The organism is Acetanaerobacterium sp. MSJ-12 (assembly GCF_018917875.1).
GTDB classification, from domain to species: domain Bacteria; phylum Bacillota; class Clostridia; order Oscillospirales; family Ruminococcaceae; genus Bittarella; species Bittarella massiliensis.
This window is the reverse complement of the sequence record NZ_JAHLPK010000002.1, coordinates 324,715-346,399: the sequence shown is the minus strand read 5'-3', so window position 1 is coordinate 346,399 and position 21,685 is coordinate 324,715. Positions and strand designations below refer to the sequence as shown.

Annotated in this window: 23 protein-coding genes; 9 read left to right on the top strand and 14 right to left on the bottom strand. The window is 59.8% G+C overall.

Going from position 1 to position 21,685, the window contains the following annotated elements:
* Positions 1-19 precede the first annotated feature (19 nt).
* Positions 20-1,408 carry a UDP-N-acetylmuramoyl-L-alanine--D-glutamate ligase gene (gene murD / locus KQI11_RS03670; RefSeq protein WP_216401115.1) on the bottom strand — a complete coding sequence of 463 codons (1,389 nt, stop codon included), beginning with the start codon at positions 1,406-1,408 and terminating at the stop codon, positions 20-22.
* 343 nt (positions 1,409-1,751) lie between these two features.
* On the opposite strand from murD, the gene asnA reads away from it, so the two are divergent.
* The 8 genes from asnA (at position 1,752) to KQI11_RS03630 (ending at position 9,071) form a co-directional block, all read left to right on the top strand.
* A complete protein-coding gene (gene asnA / locus KQI11_RS03665) occupies positions 1,752-2,765 on the top strand; it encodes an aspartate--ammonia ligase (RefSeq protein ID WP_185915758.1) in 1,014 nt (337 codons plus the stop codon).
* The gene (locus tag KQI11_RS03660) at positions 2,762-4,366 is read left to right on the top strand and encodes a peptide ABC transporter substrate-binding protein (RefSeq protein WP_216401114.1); all 1,605 of its coding nucleotides are present in this window, start codon (positions 2,762-2,764) and stop codon (positions 4,364-4,366) included. Before asnA ends, KQI11_RS03660 begins: the two co-directional genes overlap by 4 nt.
* A gap of 213 nt (positions 4,367-4,579) precedes the next feature.
* Positions 4,580-5,215, top strand: a complete 636-nt coding sequence (locus KQI11_RS03655) for a flavin reductase (RefSeq protein WP_216401113.1) — start codon at positions 4,580-4,582, stop codon at positions 5,213-5,215.
* Positions 5,216-5,376: 161 nt separating this feature from the next.
* A complete protein-coding gene (locus KQI11_RS03650) occupies positions 5,377-5,751 on the top strand; it encodes a GntR family transcriptional regulator (RefSeq protein WP_021658427.1) in 375 nt (124 codons plus the stop codon).
* Positions 5,752-5,774: 23 nt separating this feature from the next.
* Positions 5,775-6,644, top strand: coding sequence for an ABC transporter ATP-binding protein (locus KQI11_RS03645; RefSeq protein WP_216401112.1), 870 nt, complete (start codon positions 5,775-5,777; stop codon positions 6,642-6,644).
* Entirely contained in the window at positions 6,644-7,405 is a 762-nt protein-coding gene (locus KQI11_RS03640) for a hypothetical protein (protein ID WP_216401111.1), read from the top strand. Before KQI11_RS03645 ends, KQI11_RS03640 begins: the two co-directional genes overlap by 1 nt.
* 31 nt (positions 7,406-7,436) lie before the next feature.
* Positions 7,437-7,907, top strand: a complete 471-nt coding sequence (locus KQI11_RS03635) for a hypothetical protein (RefSeq protein ID WP_216401110.1) — start codon at positions 7,437-7,439, stop codon at positions 7,905-7,907.
* Positions 7,908-8,309: 402 nt separating this feature from the next.
* Positions 8,310-9,071 (top strand): helix-turn-helix domain-containing protein, encoded by a 762-nt coding sequence (locus KQI11_RS03630; RefSeq protein ID WP_216401109.1) that lies wholly within the window; start codon positions 8,310-8,312, stop codon positions 9,069-9,071.
* A gap of 64 nt (positions 9,072-9,135) precedes the next feature.
* On the opposite strand, the gene KQI11_RS03625 is transcribed toward KQI11_RS03630, so the two are convergent.
* Positions 9,136-9,303 (bottom strand): hypothetical protein, encoded by a 168-nt coding sequence (locus KQI11_RS03625; RefSeq protein WP_216401108.1) that lies wholly within the window; start codon positions 9,301-9,303, stop codon positions 9,136-9,138.
* A 1,188-nt stretch (positions 9,304-10,491) separates the two neighbouring features.
* On the bottom strand, positions 10,492-11,208 hold the full coding sequence (deoD, locus tag KQI11_RS03620) for a purine-nucleoside phosphorylase (RefSeq protein WP_216401107.1): 717 nt from the start codon (positions 11,206-11,208) through the stop codon (positions 10,492-10,494).
* Between the two features lie 258 nt (positions 11,209-11,466).
* Between deoD and KQI11_RS03615 the strand changes: the two genes are divergently transcribed.
* On the top strand, positions 11,467-12,201 hold the full coding sequence (locus tag KQI11_RS03615) for a DeoR/GlpR family DNA-binding transcription regulator (protein ID WP_216401106.1): 735 nt from the start codon (positions 11,467-11,469) through the stop codon (positions 12,199-12,201).
* An 89-nt stretch (positions 12,202-12,290) separates the two neighbouring features.
* On the opposite strand, the gene KQI11_RS03610 is transcribed toward KQI11_RS03615, so the two are convergent.
* The 11 genes from KQI11_RS03610 to rpmJ all read right to left on the bottom strand — a co-directional run bounded on the left by KQI11_RS03610 (position 12,291) and on the right by rpmJ (position 21,661).
* Positions 12,291-13,346 (bottom strand): NADH:flavin oxidoreductase, encoded by a 1,056-nt coding sequence (locus tag KQI11_RS03610; RefSeq protein WP_216401105.1) that lies wholly within the window; start codon positions 13,344-13,346, stop codon positions 12,291-12,293.
* A gap of 72 nt (positions 13,347-13,418) precedes the next feature.
* The gene (locus KQI11_RS03605; protein ID WP_216401104.1) at positions 13,419-15,008 is read right to left on the bottom strand and encodes a hypothetical protein; all 1,590 of its coding nucleotides are present in this window, start codon (positions 15,006-15,008) and stop codon (positions 13,419-13,421) included.
* Complete coding sequence (locus KQI11_RS03600) at positions 15,005-15,862, bottom strand: ABC transporter ATP-binding protein (protein WP_216401103.1); 858 nt, start codon at positions 15,860-15,862, stop codon at positions 15,005-15,007. The genes KQI11_RS03605 and KQI11_RS03600 overlap by 4 nt, the downstream gene beginning before the upstream one ends.
* The gene (locus tag KQI11_RS03595; protein WP_216401102.1) at positions 15,859-17,841 is read right to left on the bottom strand and encodes an ABC transporter permease; all 1,983 of its coding nucleotides are present in this window, start codon (positions 17,839-17,841) and stop codon (positions 15,859-15,861) included. Before KQI11_RS03595 ends, KQI11_RS03600 begins: the two co-directional genes overlap by 4 nt.
* A gap of 79 nt (positions 17,842-17,920) precedes the next feature.
* Positions 17,921-18,280: a hypothetical protein gene (locus tag KQI11_RS03590; RefSeq protein WP_216401101.1), complete on the bottom strand. Its 360-nt coding sequence runs from the start codon at positions 18,278-18,280 to the stop codon at positions 17,921-17,923.
* 394 nt (positions 18,281-18,674) lie between these two features.
* Positions 18,675-19,010, bottom strand: coding sequence for a 50S ribosomal protein L17 (rplQ, locus tag KQI11_RS03585; RefSeq protein ID WP_185915768.1), 336 nt, complete (start codon positions 19,008-19,010; stop codon positions 18,675-18,677).
* A gap of 43 nt (positions 19,011-19,053) precedes the next feature.
* Positions 19,054-20,004 carry a DNA-directed RNA polymerase subunit alpha gene (locus KQI11_RS03580; RefSeq protein WP_021659704.1) on the bottom strand — a complete coding sequence of 317 codons (951 nt, stop codon included), beginning with the start codon at positions 20,002-20,004 and terminating at the stop codon, positions 19,054-19,056.
* A gap of 71 nt (positions 20,005-20,075) precedes the next feature.
* Entirely contained in the window at positions 20,076-20,705 is a 630-nt protein-coding gene (gene rpsD, locus KQI11_RS03575; RefSeq protein ID WP_021659703.1) for a 30S ribosomal protein S4, read from the bottom strand.
* Between the two features lie 22 nt (positions 20,706-20,727).
* Entirely contained in the window at positions 20,728-21,123 is a 396-nt protein-coding gene (gene rpsK, locus KQI11_RS03570; RefSeq protein WP_216401100.1) for a 30S ribosomal protein S11, read from the bottom strand.
* A gap of 16 nt (positions 21,124-21,139) precedes the next feature.
* Positions 21,140-21,508, bottom strand: coding sequence for a 30S ribosomal protein S13 (rpsM, locus tag KQI11_RS03565; protein WP_021659701.1), 369 nt, complete (start codon positions 21,506-21,508; stop codon positions 21,140-21,142).
* A gap of 39 nt (positions 21,509-21,547) precedes the next feature.
* Positions 21,548-21,661 carry a 50S ribosomal protein L36 gene (gene rpmJ / locus KQI11_RS03560; RefSeq protein WP_073261210.1) on the bottom strand — a complete coding sequence of 38 codons (114 nt, stop codon included), beginning with the start codon at positions 21,659-21,661 and terminating at the stop codon, positions 21,548-21,550.
* Between the last annotated feature and the right edge of the window lie 24 nt (positions 21,662-21,685).

Here is a 21,685-nt window from a genome sequence, read left to right as displayed (position 1 = left end):
CTCTCTCCCTTCCGGCGCCCTAGAGGGCGTTGACAATGTCCTTGTAGTGGTTGCCCCGCACCTCGAAATTCTTGTAGAGGTCAAAGCTGGCCGAGGCCGGGCTGAGGCTGACGATGTCCCCCGGCTGGGCGGCTGCCCGCGCCTTGGCCACCGCCTCCGCCATGTCGGCGGCGTGCAGGATCTGCAGTTTTTGGGGGTCGTATGCGGGGCAGCCGGTGACCGCCGCCTCGATTTTTTCGGCGGTGGCGCCCATCAGCACCAGCACCTTGACCCGCTCGGCCACCACCGGCCCCAGGGGCTCGTAGGGGATCTTCTTGTCGTACCCCCCGGCGATCATGATGATCCGCCGGTCAAAGGAGCGCAGCCCGGCGATGGAGCGGGTGGGGCTGCTGGCGATGGAGTCGTTGTAGTAGCGCACCCCGTCCAGCTCCCGCACAAATTCGATGCGGTGCTCCACCCCGCCGAAGGCCGCGGCCACCTTCCGCATCGCCTCGGGGGAGACAAGGCCCCAGGCGGCGGCGACGGCCCCCAGGTAGTTTTCCACGTTGTGCTCCCCGGGGATGCGGATCTCCGACTTGTGGAAGAGGGGGTGCACCCCCGCCCCATCGGCCATGCAGAGCACGCCCTCTTCGCTTAAAAAGGCCCCCCGCGCCACCGGGGCAAAGCGGTCAAACCAGTAGAGGTCCCCCCGCACCCCCTCGGCGAAGGAGCGGGTGATGTCGTTGTGAAAATTGAGCACCGTCTTGGAGAAGGCCCCCTGGTGGAGGTAGAGGTTGCGCTTGGCGTCCACATACTCGGCCATGTCCTTGTGCATATCCAGGTGGTTGGGGGCCACATTGGTAATGAGGGCGATGTCCGGGCTCTGGCGCATGGAGATCAGCTGGAAGCTGGAGAGCTCCACCACCGCGAAGTCCTCGGGGGCGATCTCCTCGACGATGGGCAGCAGGGCCCGGCCGATGTTCCCCCCCAGGTGGACGGTCTTCCCCTCGGCCTTCAAAAACTCCGAGAGGATGGTGGTACTGGTGGTCTTGCCGTCGCTGCCGGTGACCCCGATGACCGTGCAGGGGCAGAGGGCGAAGAACACCTCCATCTCAGAGGTGACCGCCACCCCGCGGGCCCGGGCCTCGGTGAGTTCAGGGGTGTAAAATTTCATGCCGGGGGTGCGAAAGAGAACGTCCTCGCGGATGTCTTTCAAGTAGTCTTCCCCCAGGATCAGGGAGACCCCCATGGCCTCGAGCCGGTCGGCGGTCTCCCCCATCTTTTCTCGGTCGGCGCGGTCGCGCACCAGCACCCGGATCCCCTTCTCGCGAAACAGGCGGATGCAGTCAAAATGGCTGACCCCGGCCCCCACGAAGGAGACGGTCTTCCCCTTCATCTCTTCAAAAAAAAGTGCTGCTTTGCTCTTCATCGGCAAATCCCCCCTGCATTGATTCTGGCCCGTCCGGGCGCACGGCAATCGCCGGTGCGGACGATCCGCCCCGGCTCCCGGCCCGTTTGCACACGATTTTCGGCAGCCGGCGGGGCCAGACCCGCGGCGCGCTGCCCACAGATATTTTTATTATACGTTTTCCCCCTGCCAAAGGCAACCAAATCCCCCGAAAAAGGGCAAAAGAGCGCCGGTTGCGGTTGAAATCGACGGGTGGGGATGGTATGATATTTTTATCCATAAATGTCACAAATATCAAGGGCCGTTCCTGTGCAACTTGTTTGCCGGGCAGCCGCCCCCTGTCCCTATAAAAAGGAGAATGCCCATGTCTGTACAAGCCCTCATCTTTCCCGAGGGGTACCGCGCCCCCCTCTCGGTGATGGAGACCCAGGTGGCCATCAAGCTGATCAAAGACACCTTCGAGCGGGAGCTGGCGCAAAACCTCAACCTGACCCGGGTCTCGGCCCCTCTCTTCGTCACCCAGGACAGCGGCCTCAACGACAACCTGAACGGGGTGGAGCGCCCCGTCTCCTTTGACATCCGCGACGCCGGGTCGGACGTGGAGATCGTCCACTCCCTGGCCAAGTGGAAGCGGGTGGCCCTCAAAAAATACGGCTTTGGGCCGGACGCCGGCCTCTACACCGACATGAACGCCATCCGCCGGGACGAGGTGCTGGACAACCTGCACTCGGTCTACGTCGACCAGTGGGACTGGGAGAAGGTCATCACCCGCCAGACCCGCAACGAGTACACCCTCCGGGAGACGGTCAACCAGATCGTGGACGCCCTCTACACCACCCAGCAAAAACTCTGCGAGGCCTTTCCCCAGGTGGAGCCGGTGATCGCCAGCGAGATCGCCTTTGTCACCACCCAGGAGCTGGAGGACCGCTGGCCCGATCGCACCCCCAAGGAGCGGGAGGACCTGATCTGCCGGGAGAAGAAGCTGGTCTTTTTGCAGCAGATCGGCGGCAAGCTGCGGGGGGGCGAGCCCCACGACGGCCGCGCCCCCGACTACGACGACTGGTCCCTCAACGGGGACATCCTGGTCTGGTACCCGCTGTTGGAGCGGGCGCTGGAGATCTCCTCCATGGGCATTCGGGTGGACAGGGAGGCCCTCCTCTACCAGCTGGCCGAGCGAAAGGCCACCGACCGGGTGAAGTTCCCCTTCCACCGGATGCTCATCGACGAGACCCTGCCCCTAACCATCGGCGGGGGGATCGGCCAGTCCCGCATCTGCATGCTGCTTCTGCAAAAGGCCCACATCGGCGAAGTGCAGGCCAGCGTCTGGCCTGAGGAGGACGTGACCGCCTGCGCGCGCCACGGCATCCACCTGCTGTGAGGGCGCTCAAAAAGGGGCTGCAGCGGTGGACGGCCGCGCTGCTGGCCGCCGCCCTCTGCCTGTCGCTGACAGCCTGCGGCAACCGGGGCGGGGGGAAAAAGATCGTCTACGACCTGGAGCAAAACCCCGAAAACCTCGACCCCCAGCTGGCCAGCGACAGCGCCTCCCTCACGGTGGTGGGGAACATCTTCGAGGGGCTGTTGGTCAAGACCTCCAGCGGGGAGATCGTGCCCGGGGTGGCCGAGTCCTACACCACCGAAAACAGCGAAAAGCGCTACCGGTTCACCCTGCGCGCCGACGCCACCTGGTCCGACGGCACCCCGGTGACCGCCTACGACTTCGCCTTTGCCTTCCAGCGCCTCTTCGACAAGGCCACCCGCTCGCCCTACGCGGGGGATTTCTTCTCCATCTCCGGCAGCCGCGCCTACTACGAGGGCACCGGTCCGCTGGAGGGGCTGGGGGTCAAGGCGGTGGACGAGCGCACCCTGGTCATCGACCTCTGGCACAGCGACCCCTTCTTCACCGACCTGCTCACCACCCCGGCGGCCTTCCCCTGCAACCAGGCCTTTTTCGAGGGGACCAAGGGCGGCTACGGCCTCAGCAGCAAAGATCTGCTCTCCAACGGGCCCTTCCTGCTGGACACCTGGATCGACAACGAGGACGCCAACTACCTCTTCCTAAAGGCCAACAGCACCTACAAGTCCGACTCGCCGGTGGTGGCGGGGAGCGTGTTGCTCTCGGTGGAGGGGGGCTACAGCGAGCGCAAGGCCCGCTTTGAGAGCGGCAAGAGCGACTGCTTCCTGTACCGGGAACACCCGGGCGGCAAGCTGGCCGAGCGGGCCCTCACCTACGACAACACCACCTGGTGTCTGGTGCTCAACACCCAGCGGGGGATGCTGCAAAACCAGTCCATCCGCCGCGGGCTGATGCTGGCCACCGACACCAGCGCCATCAAGGACCTGCTGCCCGACTACCTGAAGGTCGCCGGCGGCCTGGTACCCCCCAGCGTCACCATGATGGGCCAGTCCTTCCGGGAGTACGCCGGGGCCACCGTCATCGAGGCCCCCAACGCGGCGACGGCCAAGCAGCTCTTCTCCCAGGGGCTGGCTGCCCTGGGGAAAGACCGCCCCGAGTCCCTCACCGTCCTCTGCCCCGAGGGGAGCGAGGGCTATCTCAGCGAGCTGATGCAGCTCTGGCAGCGGGATTTGAACTTCTTCCCCGTCCAGGCCGCCACCCAGCCCCTGTCGGAGGTGGAGGACCTGGTGGACGCCGGCAACTTCGACATCGCCCTGATGCCGGTGACCTCCACCCAGAACAGCGTCGAGGCCTACCTGGGCGACTTTGCCACCGGCAGCGAGTGGAACCTGCCCCGCCTCTCCGACCCAGCGGTGGACGGCCTGTTGGAGCAGATCAACAACGCCACCTCCACCGCCGAGAAGGAGGCCCTCTGCAAGCAGCTGGAAGAGGTCGTCCTCCACACCGGCTGCATCATCCCCCTCTACTACCAGGCGCAGTTCTTCGTGCAGGGGGAAAAGGCCGAGCACATCGAGTACAACCCCTTCTTCGGCTACGTCAAATTCAAAGAGGCCCGCAAGAGCTGATTTCCCAAGACCGCCCGCACCTGCCGGGCGGTTTTTTTGCGCCGATCGGCCCGCCCCCCTCATAAATCGCCGCCCGACGGCCTATCCTGGAAGGGGGGATGTCTGTCTCTCCCCTCTTTTTTGCAAAACCCCTTGCATTTCCTGGATAAACATAGTATAGTTAATACCAGAAACAGGAATGATTCCTATTATTAAAAATATGGAGGCGCAGGTATGGACTTAAAAGCATTTTACAAACTCACCTATGGGCTCTACATCCTCTCCAGCGAGTTTGAGGGAAAGGCGGCCGGCTGCGTCGTCAACACCCTCACCCAGGTGACGGCCGAGCCTGTCAAGGTGGCGGTGGCGGTGAGCAAGGACAACTTCACCACCCAGATCATCGCCAAGTCGGGGCGGTTTGCCGCCACCTCGCTGTTGCAGGAGGCCAGCATGGATCTCATCGGGCGCTTTGGCTTTCGCTCCAGCGCCGACGAGGACAAGTTTGCCGCCACCCCCCACGCCCGGGACAGGGCGGGCATCCCCTATGTGACCGAGAGCGCCGCCGCCTTTGTCAGCTGCAAGGTCATCGACCAGCTGGACCTGGGCACCCACATCCTCTTCATCGGCGAGGCGGAGGAGGCCGAGACCTTAAGCCAGGACGAGGTGCTCACCTACACCTACTACCAGACCGTCAAAAAGGGTGGCACCCCCAAAAACGCCCCCTCCTACAAGGGAGAGGCGGCCGCCCAGCCCGCCGTCAAGGGCTGGCGCTGCACCGTCTGCGGCTACATCCTCGAGTCGGAGACCCTCCCCCCCGACTTTGTCTGCCCCATCTGCCACCAGGGGGCCGACAAGTTCGTCAAGCTGTGACCCCTTTCGCCCCCTCTCCCCCGCCCTTCCGGGCGGGGGATTTTTTTGTCTGCCACCCCCCCGACCAAAATTTCAGGAAGAAAACGGTTGACAAAGAGAGCACAAAGTTATATAGTTAGTTACACAAGTAATTAACCAAATAACAAGAGGGAGGGATCGCCGTGCACCTGGACTTTGGCAGCGACCTGCCCATCTATCAGCAGATCACCCGCTCCATCGAGGACGACATCGTCCTGGGGGTGTTGCCGGAAGAGGGACAGATCCCCTCCACCACCGAGATTTCGGTGGGCTACAAGGTCAATCCCGCCACCGTGGCCAAGGGGTATAACCTCCTTGTGGAACAGGGAATTTTGTACAAGAGAAGAGGCGTAGGAATGTTTGTCAAAGAGGGGGCCAGGGAGATCCTCCTGGCCAAGAGGAGAGAGGACTTTTACGGCACCTATGTGAGCGCCCTGCTCAAAGAGGCCGAAAAGCTGCAAATCAGCGTGGACGACGTCATCGCCCTGTTGCAGCGCGCCAAAGCCGACCGCGGCTGAAAGAGAGAGGAGAGAGTCTGATTATGGCAACCATTGCAATTCGCGGCCTCTGCAAGAGCTACGGCAAGACCGAGGTGCTCAGAGACATCGACCTGACCTTTGAGGAGGGCCGCATCTACGGCCTGCTGGGGCGCAACGGGGTGGGCAAATCCACCCTGCTCAACCTGATCACCCGGCGCATCTTCCCCGACCGGGGGGAGATCGCGGTGGACGGGGTCCCCGTGGGCGGACCCGGGGACCCCCTGCGCAAAATCTACTGCATGAGCGAGGCCGCCCTCTACCCCGAGAACATGCGGGTGGCCGAACTCTACCGCTGGACGGCCGACTTCTACCCCCACTTCGACCGGGCCCGGGCCGACCGGCTCACCGTCGCCTTCGGCCTCGACCCCAAAAAGCGGATCAAGTCCCTCTCCACCGGCTACGCCTCCATCGTCAAGCTGATCGTCACCCTCTCCTCCGGCGCCGAGGTGCTCATCTTCGACGAGCCGGTGCTGGGGCTGGACGCGGGACACCGCAGCCTGTTTTACAAAGAGGTGCTCTCCCTCTACGGGGAGAAGGGCTGCACGGTGGTCCTCTCCACCCACATCATCGAGGAGATCTCCGACCTGTTGGAGTCGGTGATCATTCTGGAGGACTGCCGGGTGCTGGCAAGCGAGAGCGTGGACGGGCTGCTGGAGCGCTACCACTGCGTTTCCGGCGCCGAGGGCGAGGTGCTGGGCTACCTCTCCGGGCGAGAAGTCGTCCACACCGAGCGGATGGGTCCCTACCTCTCGGCCACGGTGGCCGGCCCGGCCGACCGGGAACAGGCCGACCGGCTGAACCTGACCCTGATGCGGCCCAAACTGCAAGATCTCTTCATCCGCCTGACCCAGGGCAAAGGAGGTACACTGTAATGAAACACACCCTCACCGTCATGCGGTACAATCTGTCCGACTCCCTGCGGCCCACGACCATCTTCTTCTGTATCTACACCGCCTTCGTCCTCCTCAACGCCCTGCTCTCCTACCTGATCCCCGGGGGGAACACTGTCGGCAGCGACATGGCCATCCTCATCTTCCTCTTTGTCTGCGGGGTGGTGGGCTTTCGCTACAACTTCTTCTTCGCCATGGCCAACAACATCTCCCGCCGGGATTTCTTCCTGGGCACCGCCCTCAGCGGGGTGCTGCCGTCCTTCCTCTCGGCGGCGGTGATGATCGTCATCAACCGCCTCATCAGCTTCTTCTACCCCATGCCCACCCTGTACACCCTCTGCTTTGAACGGGAGCGGCTGGTGTTTGGCCCGGATGGCGTCGCCATCGTCGCCCAGAGCGCGGGCAAAGAGGCCCTCACCCTGTTGATGAGTTTCCTCTTCCTGGCGGTGCTGGGCTTCTCCATCTACCTGGTCGGCTTTTTCATCAGCACCCTCTTCTACCGGATGAACAAACTCCTGCGGATGACCCTCTGGATCATCCCCTGGCTACTGGTGGTCCTCATCACCCTTCTGTGGCCGACCCTGCCCCAGTCCTTTACTGGCGGCCTGACCCGCTTCTTTGCCGCCATTCTGGGGATCACCTCCCACAGCGCCTGGCCCCCCATGGGCACCGCCATGGCGGTGGCGCTGCTCCTCACCCTCTGCGGCTGGCTGTTGACCCGGCGGGCCGTCCTCAAGAAATAGCCGCCTGGGCGGCAGAAAGGGGGGGATCGTCATGGGGCACCTGGGCTTTTCCTACATCGGCCTGCTCTGGCTGGCAATGCTCTTTGTCCCCAACCTGTACTGGGTCAAGCGCCAGCCCACCGGCTACACCGCCGCCGGGGAGAGCCGGCTGCTGGCGGCCTTGGAGCGGATAGGGGAAGCCGGCGTCACCTGCTGCGCCCTGGTCTTTTCCGACTTTGACCTGCGCCCTCTCTCCCCCCGCAGCCTCTGGCTGGCCCTCTCCCTCGCCCTGATGATGGCCTACGAGTGCTGGTGGGTGCGCTACTTTCGCAGCGAGCGCACCCTGCGGGACTTCTACCGCCCGCTGCTGGGCGTCCCGGTGGCCGGGGCGACCCTGCCGGTGCTGGCCTTCCTCGCCCTGGGCATCTACGGCCGGGTGATCTGGATGGTGCTGGCCGCCCTGGTCTTGGGGGTGGGGCACATCGGCATCCACCTGCAACACCGCCGGGAGATCGAGGGGTGAATCCCCCTCCCCGACTTTTCAAAAGGCCGCCTCTAAAAAGGGGCGGCTTTTTTCTCCCTCCTTTGGGCGCCCCTTGCCGTTAAAGCGCTGCCGGCAAGGGCGCCCCCCTTGGCAGTCCGGCTGCCGCCCCCTCCACAGGTGACTTCCCGCCAAGGGGCAGCCCAGCCTTCCCCCTGTCAAAAAAAGAGGGCCTCCCCCCTCCCCCCTTTGATTCCCCGCGCAGATGGGGTATACTGAAATGGCTGGACCTCCTCCTAAAAAACCGCGCCGCCATGCGGTTGCAACCAGCGGTTGTCAAAATTGTCTCCCCCAGTTGGTGGAAGGAGAGGGGGTTTTCCCCTATGGTGGAGACAGCCGCGGCGACAGCGCCCGGCAAACCAATGAACAAGGTGGATGAAATCGATGGACATATCTGAAAAGCTGTACGCCCTGCGCAGGGCCCGCCAGCTCTCCCAGGAGGAGCTGGCCGAGATCCTGGGGGTCTCCCGCCAGGCGGTGCAGAAGTGGGAGTCCGGCGCTTCCACTCCCGACGTGGGCAATCTGGTCGCCTTAAGCGACTACTTCGGCGTCAGCCTGGACGAACTGGTCAAGGGGGGAAAACAGCCCCAGCCGTCGCCCCCTCCGGCCGACGATGTGGACCCCTTCCCCCGCCGCTTCCAGTGGGAGTACAAGAGCAAGCGGACCCTCTTCGGGTTGCCCCTGGTGCACATCCACCTGGGGTGGGGGCTCTGTCGGGCCAAGGGGATACTGGCCATCGGCAATCTGGCCACCGGCCTCTTCACCTTAGGTGCCCTCTCGGCGGGTCTCTTCTCCCTCGGCGGGCTCTCTCTGGGGCTGTTGGCCCTCGGTGGGCTCGCTCTGGGCGGGGTGGCCCTGGGCGGCGTCGCGATAGGGCTGCTGGCCATCGGCGGACTGGCGATGGGGGTGGTCTCCCTGGGCGGCCTCTCCATCGGCGTCTACGCGGTGGGAGGCGCAGCCCTGGCCGACCGGGTGGCCATCGGCGGGTTTGCCTCCGGCCACATCGCCCTCGGTGAACGGGCGCGGGGAAGCTTGGCGTACTGCCGCGCGACCTGTACCCCTGATTTGCTGCGCCGAATGATTATAGACGAGTACCCTCACACCTGGAAGCCCCTCGTCGACTTTCTCGCCCTCTTTTTGGAATAGCGTCTATTGAGAAAAGCAGCGCCCCGACGGAAAACGATCCGCCGGGGTGCTGCCCCTTTTTGCACTATTTCCCTCGCGCCCTGAAAAATTGCCAGACCAGCGCACCCGCACCGGCGATGGCCAGGGTGCCGCCGGCCCCCTCCCAAAAGCCCTTGGCAAAACTCCCGGGCGACGCCAGAAGCGACCCGCCGATCAGGCAGCAGAGCCCGGCCGCCACAGCGGCCAGAGCCATTGCTCTTTCTCCTTTTTTCACGCTGTTTCTCTCCCTTCTCTCTGTGTGCAAATCCGCTCGCCGCAGGCGGAAGACCCCCGCTGCTAAACAGAGGAGGGGGGATGACAGGCAAAGGGCATACAGCCTGTGCCCCCATTTCTCGCTGGGCAGATGTGCATTTATCACAGGCCCCTTTTCTCCCGCCGCATAGGAGGGCGACGCGCCCTTAAAAATGGGATTTTGTGCCGGGGAGAAGTGGGCTCGCCTCTTCTCGCACCAACAAGACAGATGAGCGAGCAGCCCCGCAAATAGGCCCCGGCGGTGGCCTCTACCTCGGCTTGGGGACTTTCTCCTCTCTTGGAGCTTTTCATCCTCTGAGGCCCTCTATCTACACTGCAAGAGGAGGACGGCACGCCCTCAAAAGGGGATTTTGCACCAGAAGAAATAGGCCCGCCTCTTCTCGCACCAGCAAGACAGATGGGTGGGCAGTCACACCTGCATCGGGCAGTCCCGCAAAAGCCTTCGGCAGCTGCCTTCGTCCCTGATGGGAGTCTTCCCCCTCTCTGGGATTCTTCCGCTCCCGCCGCATGGGAAGGCAGTGTGCCCACAAAAGGGATATCCTGTGCTGGAAGAAGGAGACCCGCTCCCTCTCACCTCAACAGGGCGGATAGGCGGGCAATCGCACGCGAACCGAGCAGCCTCGCAAAAGGTCCCGGCAGCTGTTGCCCCCACTTAAGGACTTCTCTCTCTGGGACTCCTCTATCTCCATCACAAGAGGAGGACAGCGCGCCCCCAAAGGGGATTTCTCGTCGAGAGAGACAGGCCTCCCCCCTCTCGTCCCGACAGGGCAGATGAGCGGGCGGCCAGCCCCACAAAAGGCCCCGGCGACAGCCCCCCGCCCGACTTAAAGTATTCCCCTGTCTTGAGCCCCTCTACCCCTCACGGAGGAACTCCCCCATCCCCGCCGCACGGCAGGGCGGCATATCCTTAAAGAAAGGCTCCTGCGCCAACAGGGCAGATGGACCGGCGCTCGCACTGGACCGCTCCACAAAAAGGCCCCGGCGACTGTCTTCCCCCGGCTCGGGACTTTCCCCCCAGAGACTCCTCCGCCCCCGCAAAGGGCCCTGACGGCGACCTTTTTTATGCGCCGAGAGCCCTCGCCCCATTTGGGGAAAGGGCTCTCAGCAGCGCTTTAACGGGGGCAATCCCCTACAGAATGCCCAGGGCGATCTCCATCATGTTGGTGAGGGCCAGCTCCCGGTCAGCCGAGGAGATGGACTGTTTCTCCCCCTTTAGGGTATCGGAGATGGTCAGCAGGGTCGCTGCCCTCTTGCCGTTGAGGGCGGCGTTGTGAAAGAGGGCAAAGCTCTCCATATCGATGCAGATGCAGCCGTGCTCTCGGTTGAGTTTTTCAATGTAGGCGGCCTTGTCGACGCCGTGGTAGTAGAAGACGTCGCTGGAGTGAACGACCCCCTCCACCAGCTCCTTCCCCAGGCGCTGGGCGCTCTCTTTGAGCTGGGCGTTGAGCTGGGTGCTGGGATAGGTGAGGTCCTTGTCGTACTCACTCTGCGCCAGGGCATAGGTGGAGGCGCTCCAGGCGGCGGTGGCCATCACCACGTCGAAGAGGTTGAGCCCCTCCACATAGGAGCCGGAAGAGCCCAGGCGGATGATATTGTCCACCCCGTAGTGGTGAAACAGCTCGTAGGAGTAGATGCCGATGGAGGGGATCCCCATTCCGCTGCCCATCACCGAGACCGGCTTGCCCTGGTAGGTGCCGGTAAAGCCCAGCATCCCCCGCACGTGGTTGAACTCGCTCACATTGTCCAGGTAGGTCTCCGCAATGTACTTGGCGCGCAGGGGGTCCCCCGGCATGAGAACAGTGCTGGCGATCTGCCCCTTTTCAGCTGTGTTGTGTGGCGTTGACATGATTCATATCCTCCTCTGTTCTGCCGCCGGCAAAGCGGGCTACCACCCGGCCGGCGTGACCACATTAAAAACAAATGATATTTTATATATAACATTTGTTATTTACAACATAACATGGTAAAATACAATCGTCAACAAAAGGGAAACGGTTTGACAAAGAGTTGTGAAAGCCACACAAAAAGCTGACCCACTTTCTATTTACATAGCGCGGCAGACATGATAAATTGAGAGAAGATCGGAAACAAATGGGGTGTTTTTATGACAAAAAAGGAACAGCGGCAGAGTCTTCTGCTGCAGATGATATCCGCCCAGGGGATGCTGCCCATTCGCACCCTGGCCTCCCGGCTGGCGGTATCGGAGATGACGGTGCGCCGAGATTTGGCCGAGCTGGAGCTGGGCCACCCCTCCGACGGGGAGGAGGGGGGCTACTCCCTGCTGCAGGAACTGGAAAAGGCCAACGCCCAGAAGGAGCAGATCGGCCGGGCCGCCGCCGCCCTCATTGAGCCGCGGGACGTCATCGCCATCGACACCGGCAGCACCACCGCCAAGATCCTGCCCCACATCCCCACCAACTACGACCTGACCGTCCTCTGCTACAACGCCAACGTCCTCTTCGCCCTGCGCAACCGGCCGGGCATCCGCCTGTTGATGTGCGGTGGGGTCTACCACCCCAACACCGAGATGCTGGAGTCCGCCGAAGGGGTGTCCTTCATCCGCCGTATCCGGGTCAACAAGGCCTTTCTCTCAGCTGCCGGGATCCACCAGACCCTGGGGGTCACCTGCGCCAACCCCTATGAGGTGGCGGTGAAGGAGGCGGTCCTCCAGTCCTCCTCCCAAAAAATCCTGGTGGCGGACTCGGGCAAGTTCGGCCAGGTGCGCTCCTCCCACTTCTGTGACCTCTCCCAGCTGGACACTATCGTCACCGACACCCAGCTCTCCCCCCAGTGGCAAGCCGACTTGGTGGAGGCGGGGGTCTCCCTCCGTCTGGCCTGACACCCTCTTTTTGCTCCCACTACAAGAAAATCGCTCCCCGCCGAACTTCCGGCTGGGAGCGATTTTTGGCCTTTTCAGGGCCTCATTTTTCAAACCGCCCCGGGAACCTTGCGGTTGAAGATACAGCGGGCCTGACCGGGCTTACTGCCCTTGCTGCTGCACTGGCCACAGCTGACGCAGGCAGCCCCCTCCCCGGCCTGCAGGCGGGGGATCAGGTCGGCCTGGCGGATAAAGGGGCGGCAGAGGGAGACCATCTCAATGCCCCGGTCAAGTACCGCCGCCATGTCCTCCAGGGTGCGCACGCCCCCCACCAGCATCACCGGCTGATCGGCGGCTTTTCGCAGCCGGGCAGCCCGCTCCAGGTAGTAGTTGTGCTGCCCCTTGCGCTGGTAGAAATCACAGCCGCTGAACTCCACCGCCTCCACCTTCCAGGCGGCAAACCGCTCCATCATGTAGGGCAGGTCGGCGGCGTACTCCTCGTCCCCCTCGGGGGCATTGCTGTTGATCTTGACAAAGACCGGGTAGTCCTCTCCGCAGCGGGCCCGCACGGCAGCCAATACCTCCTCCACGATGCGAAAGCGGTTCTCCGGGCTGCCGCCGTACTCGTCACTGCGGTGGTTGCAGCAGGGGGTGATGAACTGGCTGAGCAGGTAGAGATGGGCGCAGTGGATCTGCACCCCGTCGCAGCCGGCCGCCTGGGCCCGCCCTGCGGCAGCGGCAAAGGCCGCGACCGCCCGGTCGATCTCCTCTTTGGTCATGGCGCGGGCCGGCGCCCCCGGCTCCAGGGTGAGGGCGGAGGGGGCCAGCGGCACCTCCGGCGTGGCCTTGGCCCCGGCATGGCTGAGCTGGGCCACCACTTTACAGCCGTGGCGCTGCACCCGTTTGACCGCGCTCGCCAGCGCTGGGATGTAGCGGTCGTGGTCCAGGGCGTTCTGGCTGGCCGACGCCTGACCCAGGGCATCCACATAGAGGTGGCCGGTGATGAAGAGGCCCAGGTCGTTTTGGGCCAGCTCCTCCCAGATGTCGGCCTGCAAGTCGTTCACATAGCCGGTCTCGTTGCCGACATAGTCGTGGGTGGCGGAACGGACGATCCGGTTTTTCACCGTCATGGTCCGCAGGGTCACCGGGGTAAAAACGGGGTGCATGGTCACAGCTCCTTTTTCTCGTACTCTCTGACCAGTATAGCACAGTTTCTTCCCCGCAGATGCCCCATTTGGTCAAAAATTCATCCACTCTTTGGGCCATATCCCGCAGTGTGAATAGGGGGAATCGTATTTTTCATTTTTCTGTGTCTGCGAGGGGGCCCGGTTGATCTCGCCGACCAACTCAGAGGTCTGCACCTCTAAATTTCCAATTGTCTTTCCCCAGTAGTCAGGGCAGTCCAGCCCCAACTCTGATGCGCGATGGCGGATATAGGCCAATCTGGCATAGGATAGAACCTTCGTCTGGTCTTTTGCCGAAAGGGACAGTTGGGTGTAGACCCAGTCCCGATCCAGTGTTGCCCGTTCCCAAAATGCTGGTGTATCATCCCCTAGGTTCGATTGCTGAAGGAGGGATCGGACATCTGCCTCTACACTTTCCCAGCCCAATTCTTGAATTTCGTTTTGATAGTATTCGCCCTGTTCCTGATAGCCCTCCTCCACCATCTCCCTGCAGAAACGCTGTCGGTACATCCAGTGGTAGCTTGCAACCGTATAATCTGCATAGGGTTGCTTTTCCAAAATACTGGGCGCTCCGACACACAGCACCTGACGATTCTGTTCCAGCAGACTTTCCGCCTCTTGCTGCGGAGCAAATCGCTGCCACATCTGGTCAAAATAGTAGAAGCAGAGATAGGAATCTGCCGATCCGGCTTCGGCGGAGCTCTCAACAGAATCGTCCTTCTCCATCATAGGAGCAAGTCCCGCGGCGCACCGTTCGGCAAAATAAAGATAGGGCGTCGTTCCCGCGGGGATTTCAGCCTGAAAATGTTTTAGCAGGGAGGCAACCAACGCTTCGCCCTCATAGACTTTGTGCCCCGTTTTATCGGGCTTGAATGTCTGGTAAACCAACACCCCCCCGCCAACTGCCAGTACTGCCATCCCAGCGAAAAAGAACGCTTTGTACTTTCCATATCTCAACTTTTTTACCTGTGGGGCAACTGTTCGATCCAAGGTTTTCCTGTTTTGGTCAAGCTGCGCAACGCCAATGCCCACCGCCAACGACAGGAAAAAAAGCGGCAGATATTTGGTGAGCAGGATTTTGCTGTCCAAAGGTTGATTTCCGAGAAACAAAAGATTTTCTTCTCCCCCAATGGAAGTCAGCAGATGGAAAATGACTGGAACCACCGCCGCCAACAGGACTGAGCGAAAAAACGTCATAGTGGCAAAAAATGCCGTGCAGTAGACAAACATGATCGTCGCATATTGCAGCGAATAGAGCAACAGATCCGTAAAGTGCAGCCATATCTTTAAAAGAAGGGTAAAGGGGAGCAGCAAAAAGACCGCATGCCCCCAGATCAACAGCACGTCAAATGACTTGGCATAGGGTATTCGACGGTAGGCCAGCAACAATTCTGCCGCCCCCGGCTCAAACTGCCCCCTAAAGTAAAATGTCAAATACCAGATGGGGATCAGGGGAATGTAGGCAGAAAATGAGTGCAGCATGTCTTTTGAAATGAGCGGAATAAATTTGTCGCTGAATTGCGCCACCGCCACCGGTTGATAGGCAATATAGGGGAGAAAAAGAAACAGCAGCAAATACGGGGCCCAGTACACCTTTCCCATATTGCGAAACCCCGAATAGAGAATCCGCAGCCGGTCTCTCATTTTCTCTCCCCTCCGATCCCCTTGATACAGCAAAAGTATCCGTCCTCCACATGGGGTTGCGCCGGCTCACTTTCAACCAATTTTTCGTCGGACAACACCCGCATCCACTCCTGTCCGTCTTGCTCGTAAACGTTGATCAGGTGCCAGTGTCCGTCTTCGTTTTTCCCCCTGGCCTCCGCCGGCACCACCCACACCTTTCCACGGGCGATCTCTTCAATCTCTTTTCTGGTGCCTGCGGCCACCAGCCGGCCGCTATTGAGGATGAGGATGTGATCGCAGATTCCCTCCACATCGGATACAATGTGCGTGGAGATCAACACCGTCGCTCGCTTTTTGATCTCCGCAATGCACATTTTAAAGTTCATTCTCTCCTCTGGGTCCAGACCGGCAGTGGGCTCGTCAAAAAAAACAACGGATGGATTGCCCAGAAGGGCCTGGGCAATCCCAATGCGCCGGATCATCCCCCCCGAAAGGGCGCCCATCTTCTTTTTTGCCTCCCCCGTCAGCCTCACGAGCTTTAGACAGCGGGCAATCTCGTCGTCCCGCTCCAATTTGGGGATTTTTTTCAGGGTGGCAAAATAGGCGAGCGTCTCCTGTACCGTAAGCTCTTCAAAGGACATGAATTGCTGCGGCAGGTAACCGAAAGAAAAGCCACTGCCGCGAGCATTTGCCTCGTCCCACTGCACCTGGCCTCCGTCCGGCTTGTAGAGGCCTAAAATCGTCCGCATCAGGGTCGTCTTTCCCGCCCCGTTGGGGCCCAACAGGCCGTATACCCCCTGCTCCAGCGACAGGGTAATGTCTTGTATGGCAACTTTTTTGCCAAAGCGCTTCTCCAGGTGGTCTACCCGAATCATCCCTGCACCTCCAACACCTCTTGCAGAGGCCGCATATCTTCTTCGTCCATTAAATATGGATAGAGCTTTTGCAGGACGGCTGCCTCTCCGTCTTTTAGGATCGACCGGCCAATTTGATAGGCGATCCCGTCGCGCTCTCTTCCCAATGTCTCTACTACCGCCCGCTTTCCGTAGAGCGAGAAGCTTAAAAACGCTTCCAGCACCTCTCTTTTTTCGCGGATCATTGGATCGTCGGCCTTCCCCTGGAGCACCTCCAGCGCCGAATAAGATTCTTGGGGAATGTAATCCGGCAAGCTGCTTTCCAGGGCAAGTTGGTTCAGGCCGCGCATATTTAGGGATGTGTAGATGTGGTCCGGCAATTGGGTAAAGGGGCTGACGGGCAGGGTTCCGCCGCCAACAATGATTTTGGGGCTGTGTAGCTGTTCAGCGGATAGGCCAAGTTTTTGGCAAAGCTGCTCCCTCTCTTCTTCGGAAAGACGAAACGCCTCTTCCACATTCATCCAACTCTGACTTTCGTCCTCGTTCATAAGCGGCATATAGATTTCCGTTTCACCGAGGCGCACAGCTTTCCCCAATCCACCGACCAGAGTAAGCCCCTCCGCACGCCCCTCATAGTGGCCGTTTTCCCCCGGCAGATTGCAAAAGAGAGAGTGGACATCGCTCTCAATGTCAACTTGAAACTCTTTTTCCGTCGTCAGAAAAGAGGTGTCCCCCAATCCGTTCGCCCTTTTTTGAAATTGAGCCATCGGCAGATAACCGGCCATGGGGTAGTAGGGGAAGTTGGCCAACAGCAGGATTCCCTGAGAGTTGCTGTAATACCCCGCACCGTTTCCCTCGTAGAGAAAGGTCAGCGCCGATGGATCGGCGGCGGCAACAGAGACCAAAACGTAGTCTCCATCCCGCTCAAAGGGGACCTCTTTTCCGCGATTGTCCTTGATGGCGTGCAGTCGATAGCCGTGGTAAAGGGTGAAGGGCAGCTCTGTCTCCTGCACGTCCGCCAGCTCCACCGTGACAGCAGCTTTCAGCTCTCGCTTGATGGACAGTTCCATGTCATATCCCACGATCGAAACATTTCCCGGCCGCTTTTTGTCCGACCGCCTTTGAAAGTAGTCCTGATCTGCCAGCCATATATCTTTGCTCGAGTCGTATCCCCAGTAGTGCTGACTTCCACCGAGAAAAAAGCCAGCCAACTGCCCAACCGCAACGACGGTGCACAGGGCCGTAACCGCCCACCCGGTCTTTCTTTTTCCCTTTAACAGCCAGCACAGCACGGCCGTAAAGAAAAACACCCAGAACAAAATCCGGTTCCAGCGAACTGCCTCATTGGGGTAGCCATAAAAATTGTCAATAACAAAACTGCTGCCTGCTCGGTAGGGAAAGAGATCCAGAACAGACCCGTACTGCACAACGCTGTTTTGATAGCCGACCTGAACAAGAAACTGCTGAAACAAGGGGCTGAAGAGCAAAAATGCGCCAATCAGCACTCCATACGACACGATCCCTCTGCCAAAGGCCACGGCAATTGCCCCGCCCAGGGCAATCCCCATCATCGACAAAAGCCACACATCGAGGAGATAGACCTTGAAGAAATGAAAAAATACCGCAATACTGCCATCCCCCTGTCGCGCCATGATGACGCAGGCGTACAAAAACAGGTTGACAAATAAAATGAGGGAGATCGCGCCCAGCACCAACCCCTGCGAAAACAGCTGTTTTCCTCTCCCCCCGTGAATCACCCCCAGGGCCTCCCACAGCCGTTTGTCTTTGGCGCTGCCGATAAAAATCTGGCCGAGAATGCCAAAGCCAATGAACCAGATGAGCTGGCAGCGAAGCAAACAGCTCGTAAACACCAGGACGTGGTCAAACTGCAAAGCGAGGTAGATTCCAATGCCGTTGCACACGACAAACAGGGCAATGGCGGCCACCATGGTAATGGGATTTCTCCAGAAAACTTTCCAACTGCTCTTAAAAAGGTTCACTGTACACCCCGCCTGTCCGATAGAGAAGAAAAGGGAAAGCAAACGCTCTCCCCTTTCTTTTCCCGTATTCTGAAAAAGCCTAGATGGTCACATGCATGGCAGCGGTTACCGGGTGGCCGTAAGCCGATTGGCCTTGTGCCCGCCAATAGCGATTACTGCCATCGCAATTGCTGCCACCCTCACGGACATCGCCACCACCACACTTAAGCGAGATAACAACGCGATAGGTGCCATTCTGATAGGCTCCCTCACCAATAACCGTACCTGTATTGAAATAGGTTTCCAACTTTCCAGATGCATAGGTCGCCGTAGAAGATGTTCTGCTGGAATAACACTTCGCCGTGCCTGTGATATTTGCCGTCACCGTTTGCGCGCCCACTGGTAAAGCTACAGCAAGCAGACAACAAATCGCGGCAATACCTGCCAACACTTTTTTCATCATCATACTTTCCCGTTTATTTTTTGGGAAAGGCCTTTCCTTAGTTGTAAAATAGCATATTTTTTAGTTTTTGTAAATATGTGTATTATTTTTTCTCTATTTCGTTTTATTTCTTTAAATTTTATCATATAAAGTGCAGATTTTTCGACAATGACCTTCTATATTCGATAAAATTTAAATTTGGCGAAAAGGCGTCCATGCTTGTCGAAATGAGCCTCTTTCAATAGCAGAGAGCGCTCCAGTCTCTCCGCTGATTCCATTTGTATCTTATAGTTTGACAGTGTGTCCTTCCCTGTCGTTGATATAGACACAAAAAAAGAGGGACCGGCATCTCTGCCTGTCCCTCTTTTAAAGTCCTGCTCACAGGACTGCGCATCTGTAAAAAGCTCGCTTCTTAGACCAGCTCGATGATGGCCATCTCGGCGGCGTCGCCGCGGCGGGGGCCGATCTTGACGATGCGGGTGTAGCCGCCCTTGGTCTCGGCGTACTTGGGGGCGATCTCGTCGAACACCTTCTTGGCAACGCCCTCTTTGGTCACGTAAGAGTAGACCTGGCGCTTGGCGTGAAGGGTGTTCTCCTTGCCGGTGGTGATGATCTTCTCAGCAGCCGAGCGGACCTCTTTGGCGCGGGTGACGGTGGTCTCGATCTTGCCGTTTTCCAGCAGATAGGTGACCATGGCACGCAGCATCGCCTTTCTGTGGTCGCTTGCCCTGCCCAATTTTCTAGGCATAGAAATTCACTCCTTTTGCGGGATTTGAAAGGAGGAGGGAGGTTTACTCCTCGCTCTCCTTCAGGCTGACTCCCAGCGAGTCCAGCTTGTTGATAACTTCTTCAAAGGACTTGCGGCCCAGGTTGCGGACCTTCAGCAGCTCATCCTCGGTCTTGTTGGTGAGGTCCTCAACGGTGTTGATCCCCGCGCGGCGCAGGCAGTTGGACGAGCGGACAGACAGATCCAGTTCCTCGATGGTCATCTCCAGGACCTTCTCTTTGCCCTTGTCGTCCTTCTCCACCATGATCTCCGCGCTGTAGGCCTCGCCCGACAGGTCGACGAACAGGTTCAGGTGCTCAATGATCACCTTGGCGCCCAGAGAGACGGCCTCCTTGGCGGAGATGGTGCCGTCGGTCCAGACCTCGAGGGTCAGCTTGTCGTAGTCGGTGATCTGGCCTACGCGGGTGTTCTCCACCTTGTAGTTGACCTTCAACACCGGGGTGTAGATGCTGTCCACCGGGATGACGCCGATGGTCACATGCTGGCTCTGCTTGTTCTTGTCAGCCGGCACATAACCGCGGCCCTTCTCTAGCACCAGTTCCATGCTCAGGGTGGCGCCTGCGCCCAGCCATGCAATGTGCATGTCGGGGTCCAGGATCTCCACTTCGCTGTCGGCCTGGATGCTGCCGGCAGTCACCTCGCACTCGCCGCTGGCCTCAATGTAGACCACTTTCGGCTCGTCGCAGTGCAGTTTGGCAGTGAGGCCTTTGATGTTCAGGATGATTTCGGTGACATCTTCCTTCACACCGGGAATGGTTGAGAACTCGTGCTGAATGCCGTCAATCTTGACAGAGGTGACGGCAACTCCGGGCAGCGAGGAGAGCAGGACCCGCCGCAGGCTGTTGCCCAGGGTGATCCCATAGCCGCGCTCGAGGGGTTCTACCACGAATCTTCCATAAGAACCGTCAGAAGCCAGTTCTTCCGTCTCGATTCTCGGCTTTTCGATCTCAATCATTTATGACCCTCCTTCAGACAGATTGTGTCGATGTGCCCATGGGCCATCGCCGTTTCTCGCCGAACCCTCACTTATTTGGAGTAGTACTCGACGATCAGCTGCTCGTCGACTTCAAAGTCGATGTCCTCGCGGGCGGGCAGCTTTGTGACGGTGGCTTTCAGGTTCTCTCTGTCCACATCCAGCCAGATGGGGGTCGGGCGGGAGGCGTTGGCCTCCGCCAGCTCTTTGACCTTGACGCTGTCCTTGCTGGAATCTCTCACAGCGATGACGTCGCCGGCCTTTACCCGGTAAGAGGGGATGTTGACCTTCTTGCCGTTGATGGTGAAGTGGTTGTGCAGCACCAGCTGACGGGCCTCTTTGCGGGAAGAGGCGAAACCGCAGCGGTAGGCCACGTTGTCCAGACGGCTCTCGAGGATCTGCAGCAGGATGCTGCCGGTCACGCCCTCTTTGCGGGCGGCCTCCTCGTAGTAGCCGGCGAACTGCTTCTCCAGAACGCCGTAGTAGCGGCGGGCCTTCTGCTTCTCGCGCATCTGCAGGCCGTACTCGGACACCTTTCTTCTGCTGTTCTGGCCGTGCTCGCCCGGGGCGTAAGCCCGACGGGAGATGGCGCATTTATCGGAATAGCAGCGTTCCCCTTTCAGGAACAGCTTCTGACCTTCACGGCGGCACTGACGGCACACCGCACCAGTATATCTAGCCATTATGACACCTCCTGATGTTTGATTAGACCCGACGGCGTTTGGGCGGGCGGCAGCCGTTGTGGGGGATGGGGGTCACGTCTTTGATCATGTTGACCTCCAGCCCGGCGGACTGCAGGGCCCGGATCGCGGCTTCACGGCCGGAGCCGGGGCCTTTGACGAAGACCTCAACGGCGGTCTTCAGGCCATGCTCCATAGCGGCTTTGGCAGCGGTTTCAGCGGCCATCTGCGCGGCGAAGGGGGTGGACTTACGAGAGCCCTTAAAGCCCAGTCCGCCGGCGGAAGCCCAGGAGATCGCGTTGCCCTGAACGTCGGTGATGGTGATAATGGTGTTGTTGAAGGTGGACTGGATATGTGCAGCGCCGCGCTCGATGTTCTTGCGCTCACGGCGCTTGCGAATGACGGGTTTCTTCTGTGCCATCTGTTACACCCCTCCCTTATTTCTTCTTGTTGGCGATCGTCTTCTTGGGGCCCTTGCAGGTCCGGGCGTTCGTCTTGGTTCTCTGCCCTCTGCAGGGCAGCCCTTTTCTGTGGCGGACGCCGCGGTAGCAGCCGATCTCCACCAGTCTCTTGACGTTGAGCGCCACGTCGCGGCGCAGATCGCCCTCCACGTCAAAGTTCTTGTCGATGTATTCGCGCAGCTTGATCTCGTCGTCCTCGGTCAAGTCCTTGACACGGGTGTCCGGGCTGATGCCCGTGGCGGCGAGAATCTTCTCTGCGGATTTACGGCCGATGCCGTAGATATAGGTCAGACCAATTTCGACTCGCTTCTCTTTCGGCAAGTCAACACCAGCTATACGCGCCATGTGTTCGTTGCACCTCCATTATCTCGGTATGCCAAGCACTTAGCCCTGACGCTGTTTGTGCTTCGGGTTCTTGCAGATTACCATTACGCGGCCCTTGCGTTTAATGACTTTGCATTTCTCGCAAATGGGTTTTACGGAAGGTCTTACTTTCACGATTATTACCTCCTAGTACCCTAG

What these genes read in the sequence shown, in the direction of transcription:
- murD (WP_216401115.1), bottom strand. Translation starts at nt 1,408, where the DNA reads ATGAAGAGCAAAGCAGCACTTTTTTTTGAAGAGATGAAGGGGAAGACC.
- asnA (WP_185915758.1), top strand. Translation starts at nt 1,752, where the DNA reads ATGTCTGTACAAGCCCTCATCTTTCCCGAGGGGTACCGCGCCCCCCTC.
- KQI11_RS03655 (WP_216401113.1), top strand. Translation starts at nt 4,580, where the DNA reads ATGGACTTAAAAGCATTTTACAAACTCACCTATGGGCTCTACATCCTC.
- KQI11_RS03645 (WP_216401112.1), top strand. Translation starts at nt 5,775, where the DNA reads ATGGCAACCATTGCAATTCGCGGCCTCTGCAAGAGCTACGGCAAGACC.
- KQI11_RS03640 (WP_216401111.1), top strand. Translation starts at nt 6,644, where the DNA reads ATGAAACACACCCTCACCGTCATGCGGTACAATCTGTCCGACTCCCTG.
- KQI11_RS03635 (WP_216401110.1), top strand. Translation starts at nt 7,437, where the DNA reads ATGGGGCACCTGGGCTTTTCCTACATCGGCCTGCTCTGGCTGGCAATG.
- KQI11_RS03630 (WP_216401109.1), top strand. Translation starts at nt 8,310, where the DNA reads ATGGACATATCTGAAAAGCTGTACGCCCTGCGCAGGGCCCGCCAGCTC.
- KQI11_RS03625 (WP_216401108.1), bottom strand. Translation starts at nt 9,303, where the DNA reads ATGGCTCTGGCCGCTGTGGCGGCCGGGCTCTGCTGCCTGATCGGCGGG.
- deoD (WP_216401107.1), bottom strand. Translation starts at nt 11,208, where the DNA reads ATGTCAACGCCACACAACACAGCTGAAAAGGGGCAGATCGCCAGCACT.
- KQI11_RS03615 (WP_216401106.1), top strand. Translation starts at nt 11,467, where the DNA reads ATGACAAAAAAGGAACAGCGGCAGAGTCTTCTGCTGCAGATGATATCC.
- KQI11_RS03610 (WP_216401105.1), bottom strand. Translation starts at nt 13,346, where the DNA reads ATGCACCCCGTTTTTACCCCGGTGACCCTGCGGACCATGACGGTGAAA.
- KQI11_RS03605 (WP_216401104.1), bottom strand. Translation starts at nt 15,008, where the DNA reads ATGAGAGACCGGCTGCGGATTCTCTATTCGGGGTTTCGCAATATGGGA.
- KQI11_RS03600 (WP_216401103.1), bottom strand. Translation starts at nt 15,862, where the DNA reads ATGATTCGGGTAGACCACCTGGAGAAGCGCTTTGGCAAAAAAGTTGCC.
- KQI11_RS03590 (WP_216401101.1), bottom strand. Translation starts at nt 18,280, where the DNA reads ATGAAAAAAGTGTTGGCAGGTATTGCCGCGATTTGTTGTCTGCTTGCT.
- rplQ (WP_185915768.1), bottom strand. Translation starts at nt 19,010, where the DNA reads ATGCCTAGAAAATTGGGCAGGGCAAGCGACCACAGAAAGGCGATGCTG.
- KQI11_RS03580 (WP_021659704.1), bottom strand. Translation starts at nt 20,004, where the DNA reads ATGATTGAGATCGAAAAGCCGAGAATCGAGACGGAAGAACTGGCTTCT.
- rpsD (WP_021659703.1), bottom strand. Translation starts at nt 20,705, where the DNA reads ATGGCTAGATATACTGGTGCGGTGTGCCGTCAGTGCCGCCGTGAAGGT.
- rpsK (WP_216401100.1), bottom strand. Translation starts at nt 21,123, where the DNA reads ATGGCACAGAAGAAACCCGTCATTCGCAAGCGCCGTGAGCGCAAGAAC.
- rpsM (WP_021659701.1), bottom strand. Translation starts at nt 21,508, where the DNA reads ATGGCGCGTATAGCTGGTGTTGACTTGCCGAAAGAGAAGCGAGTCGAA.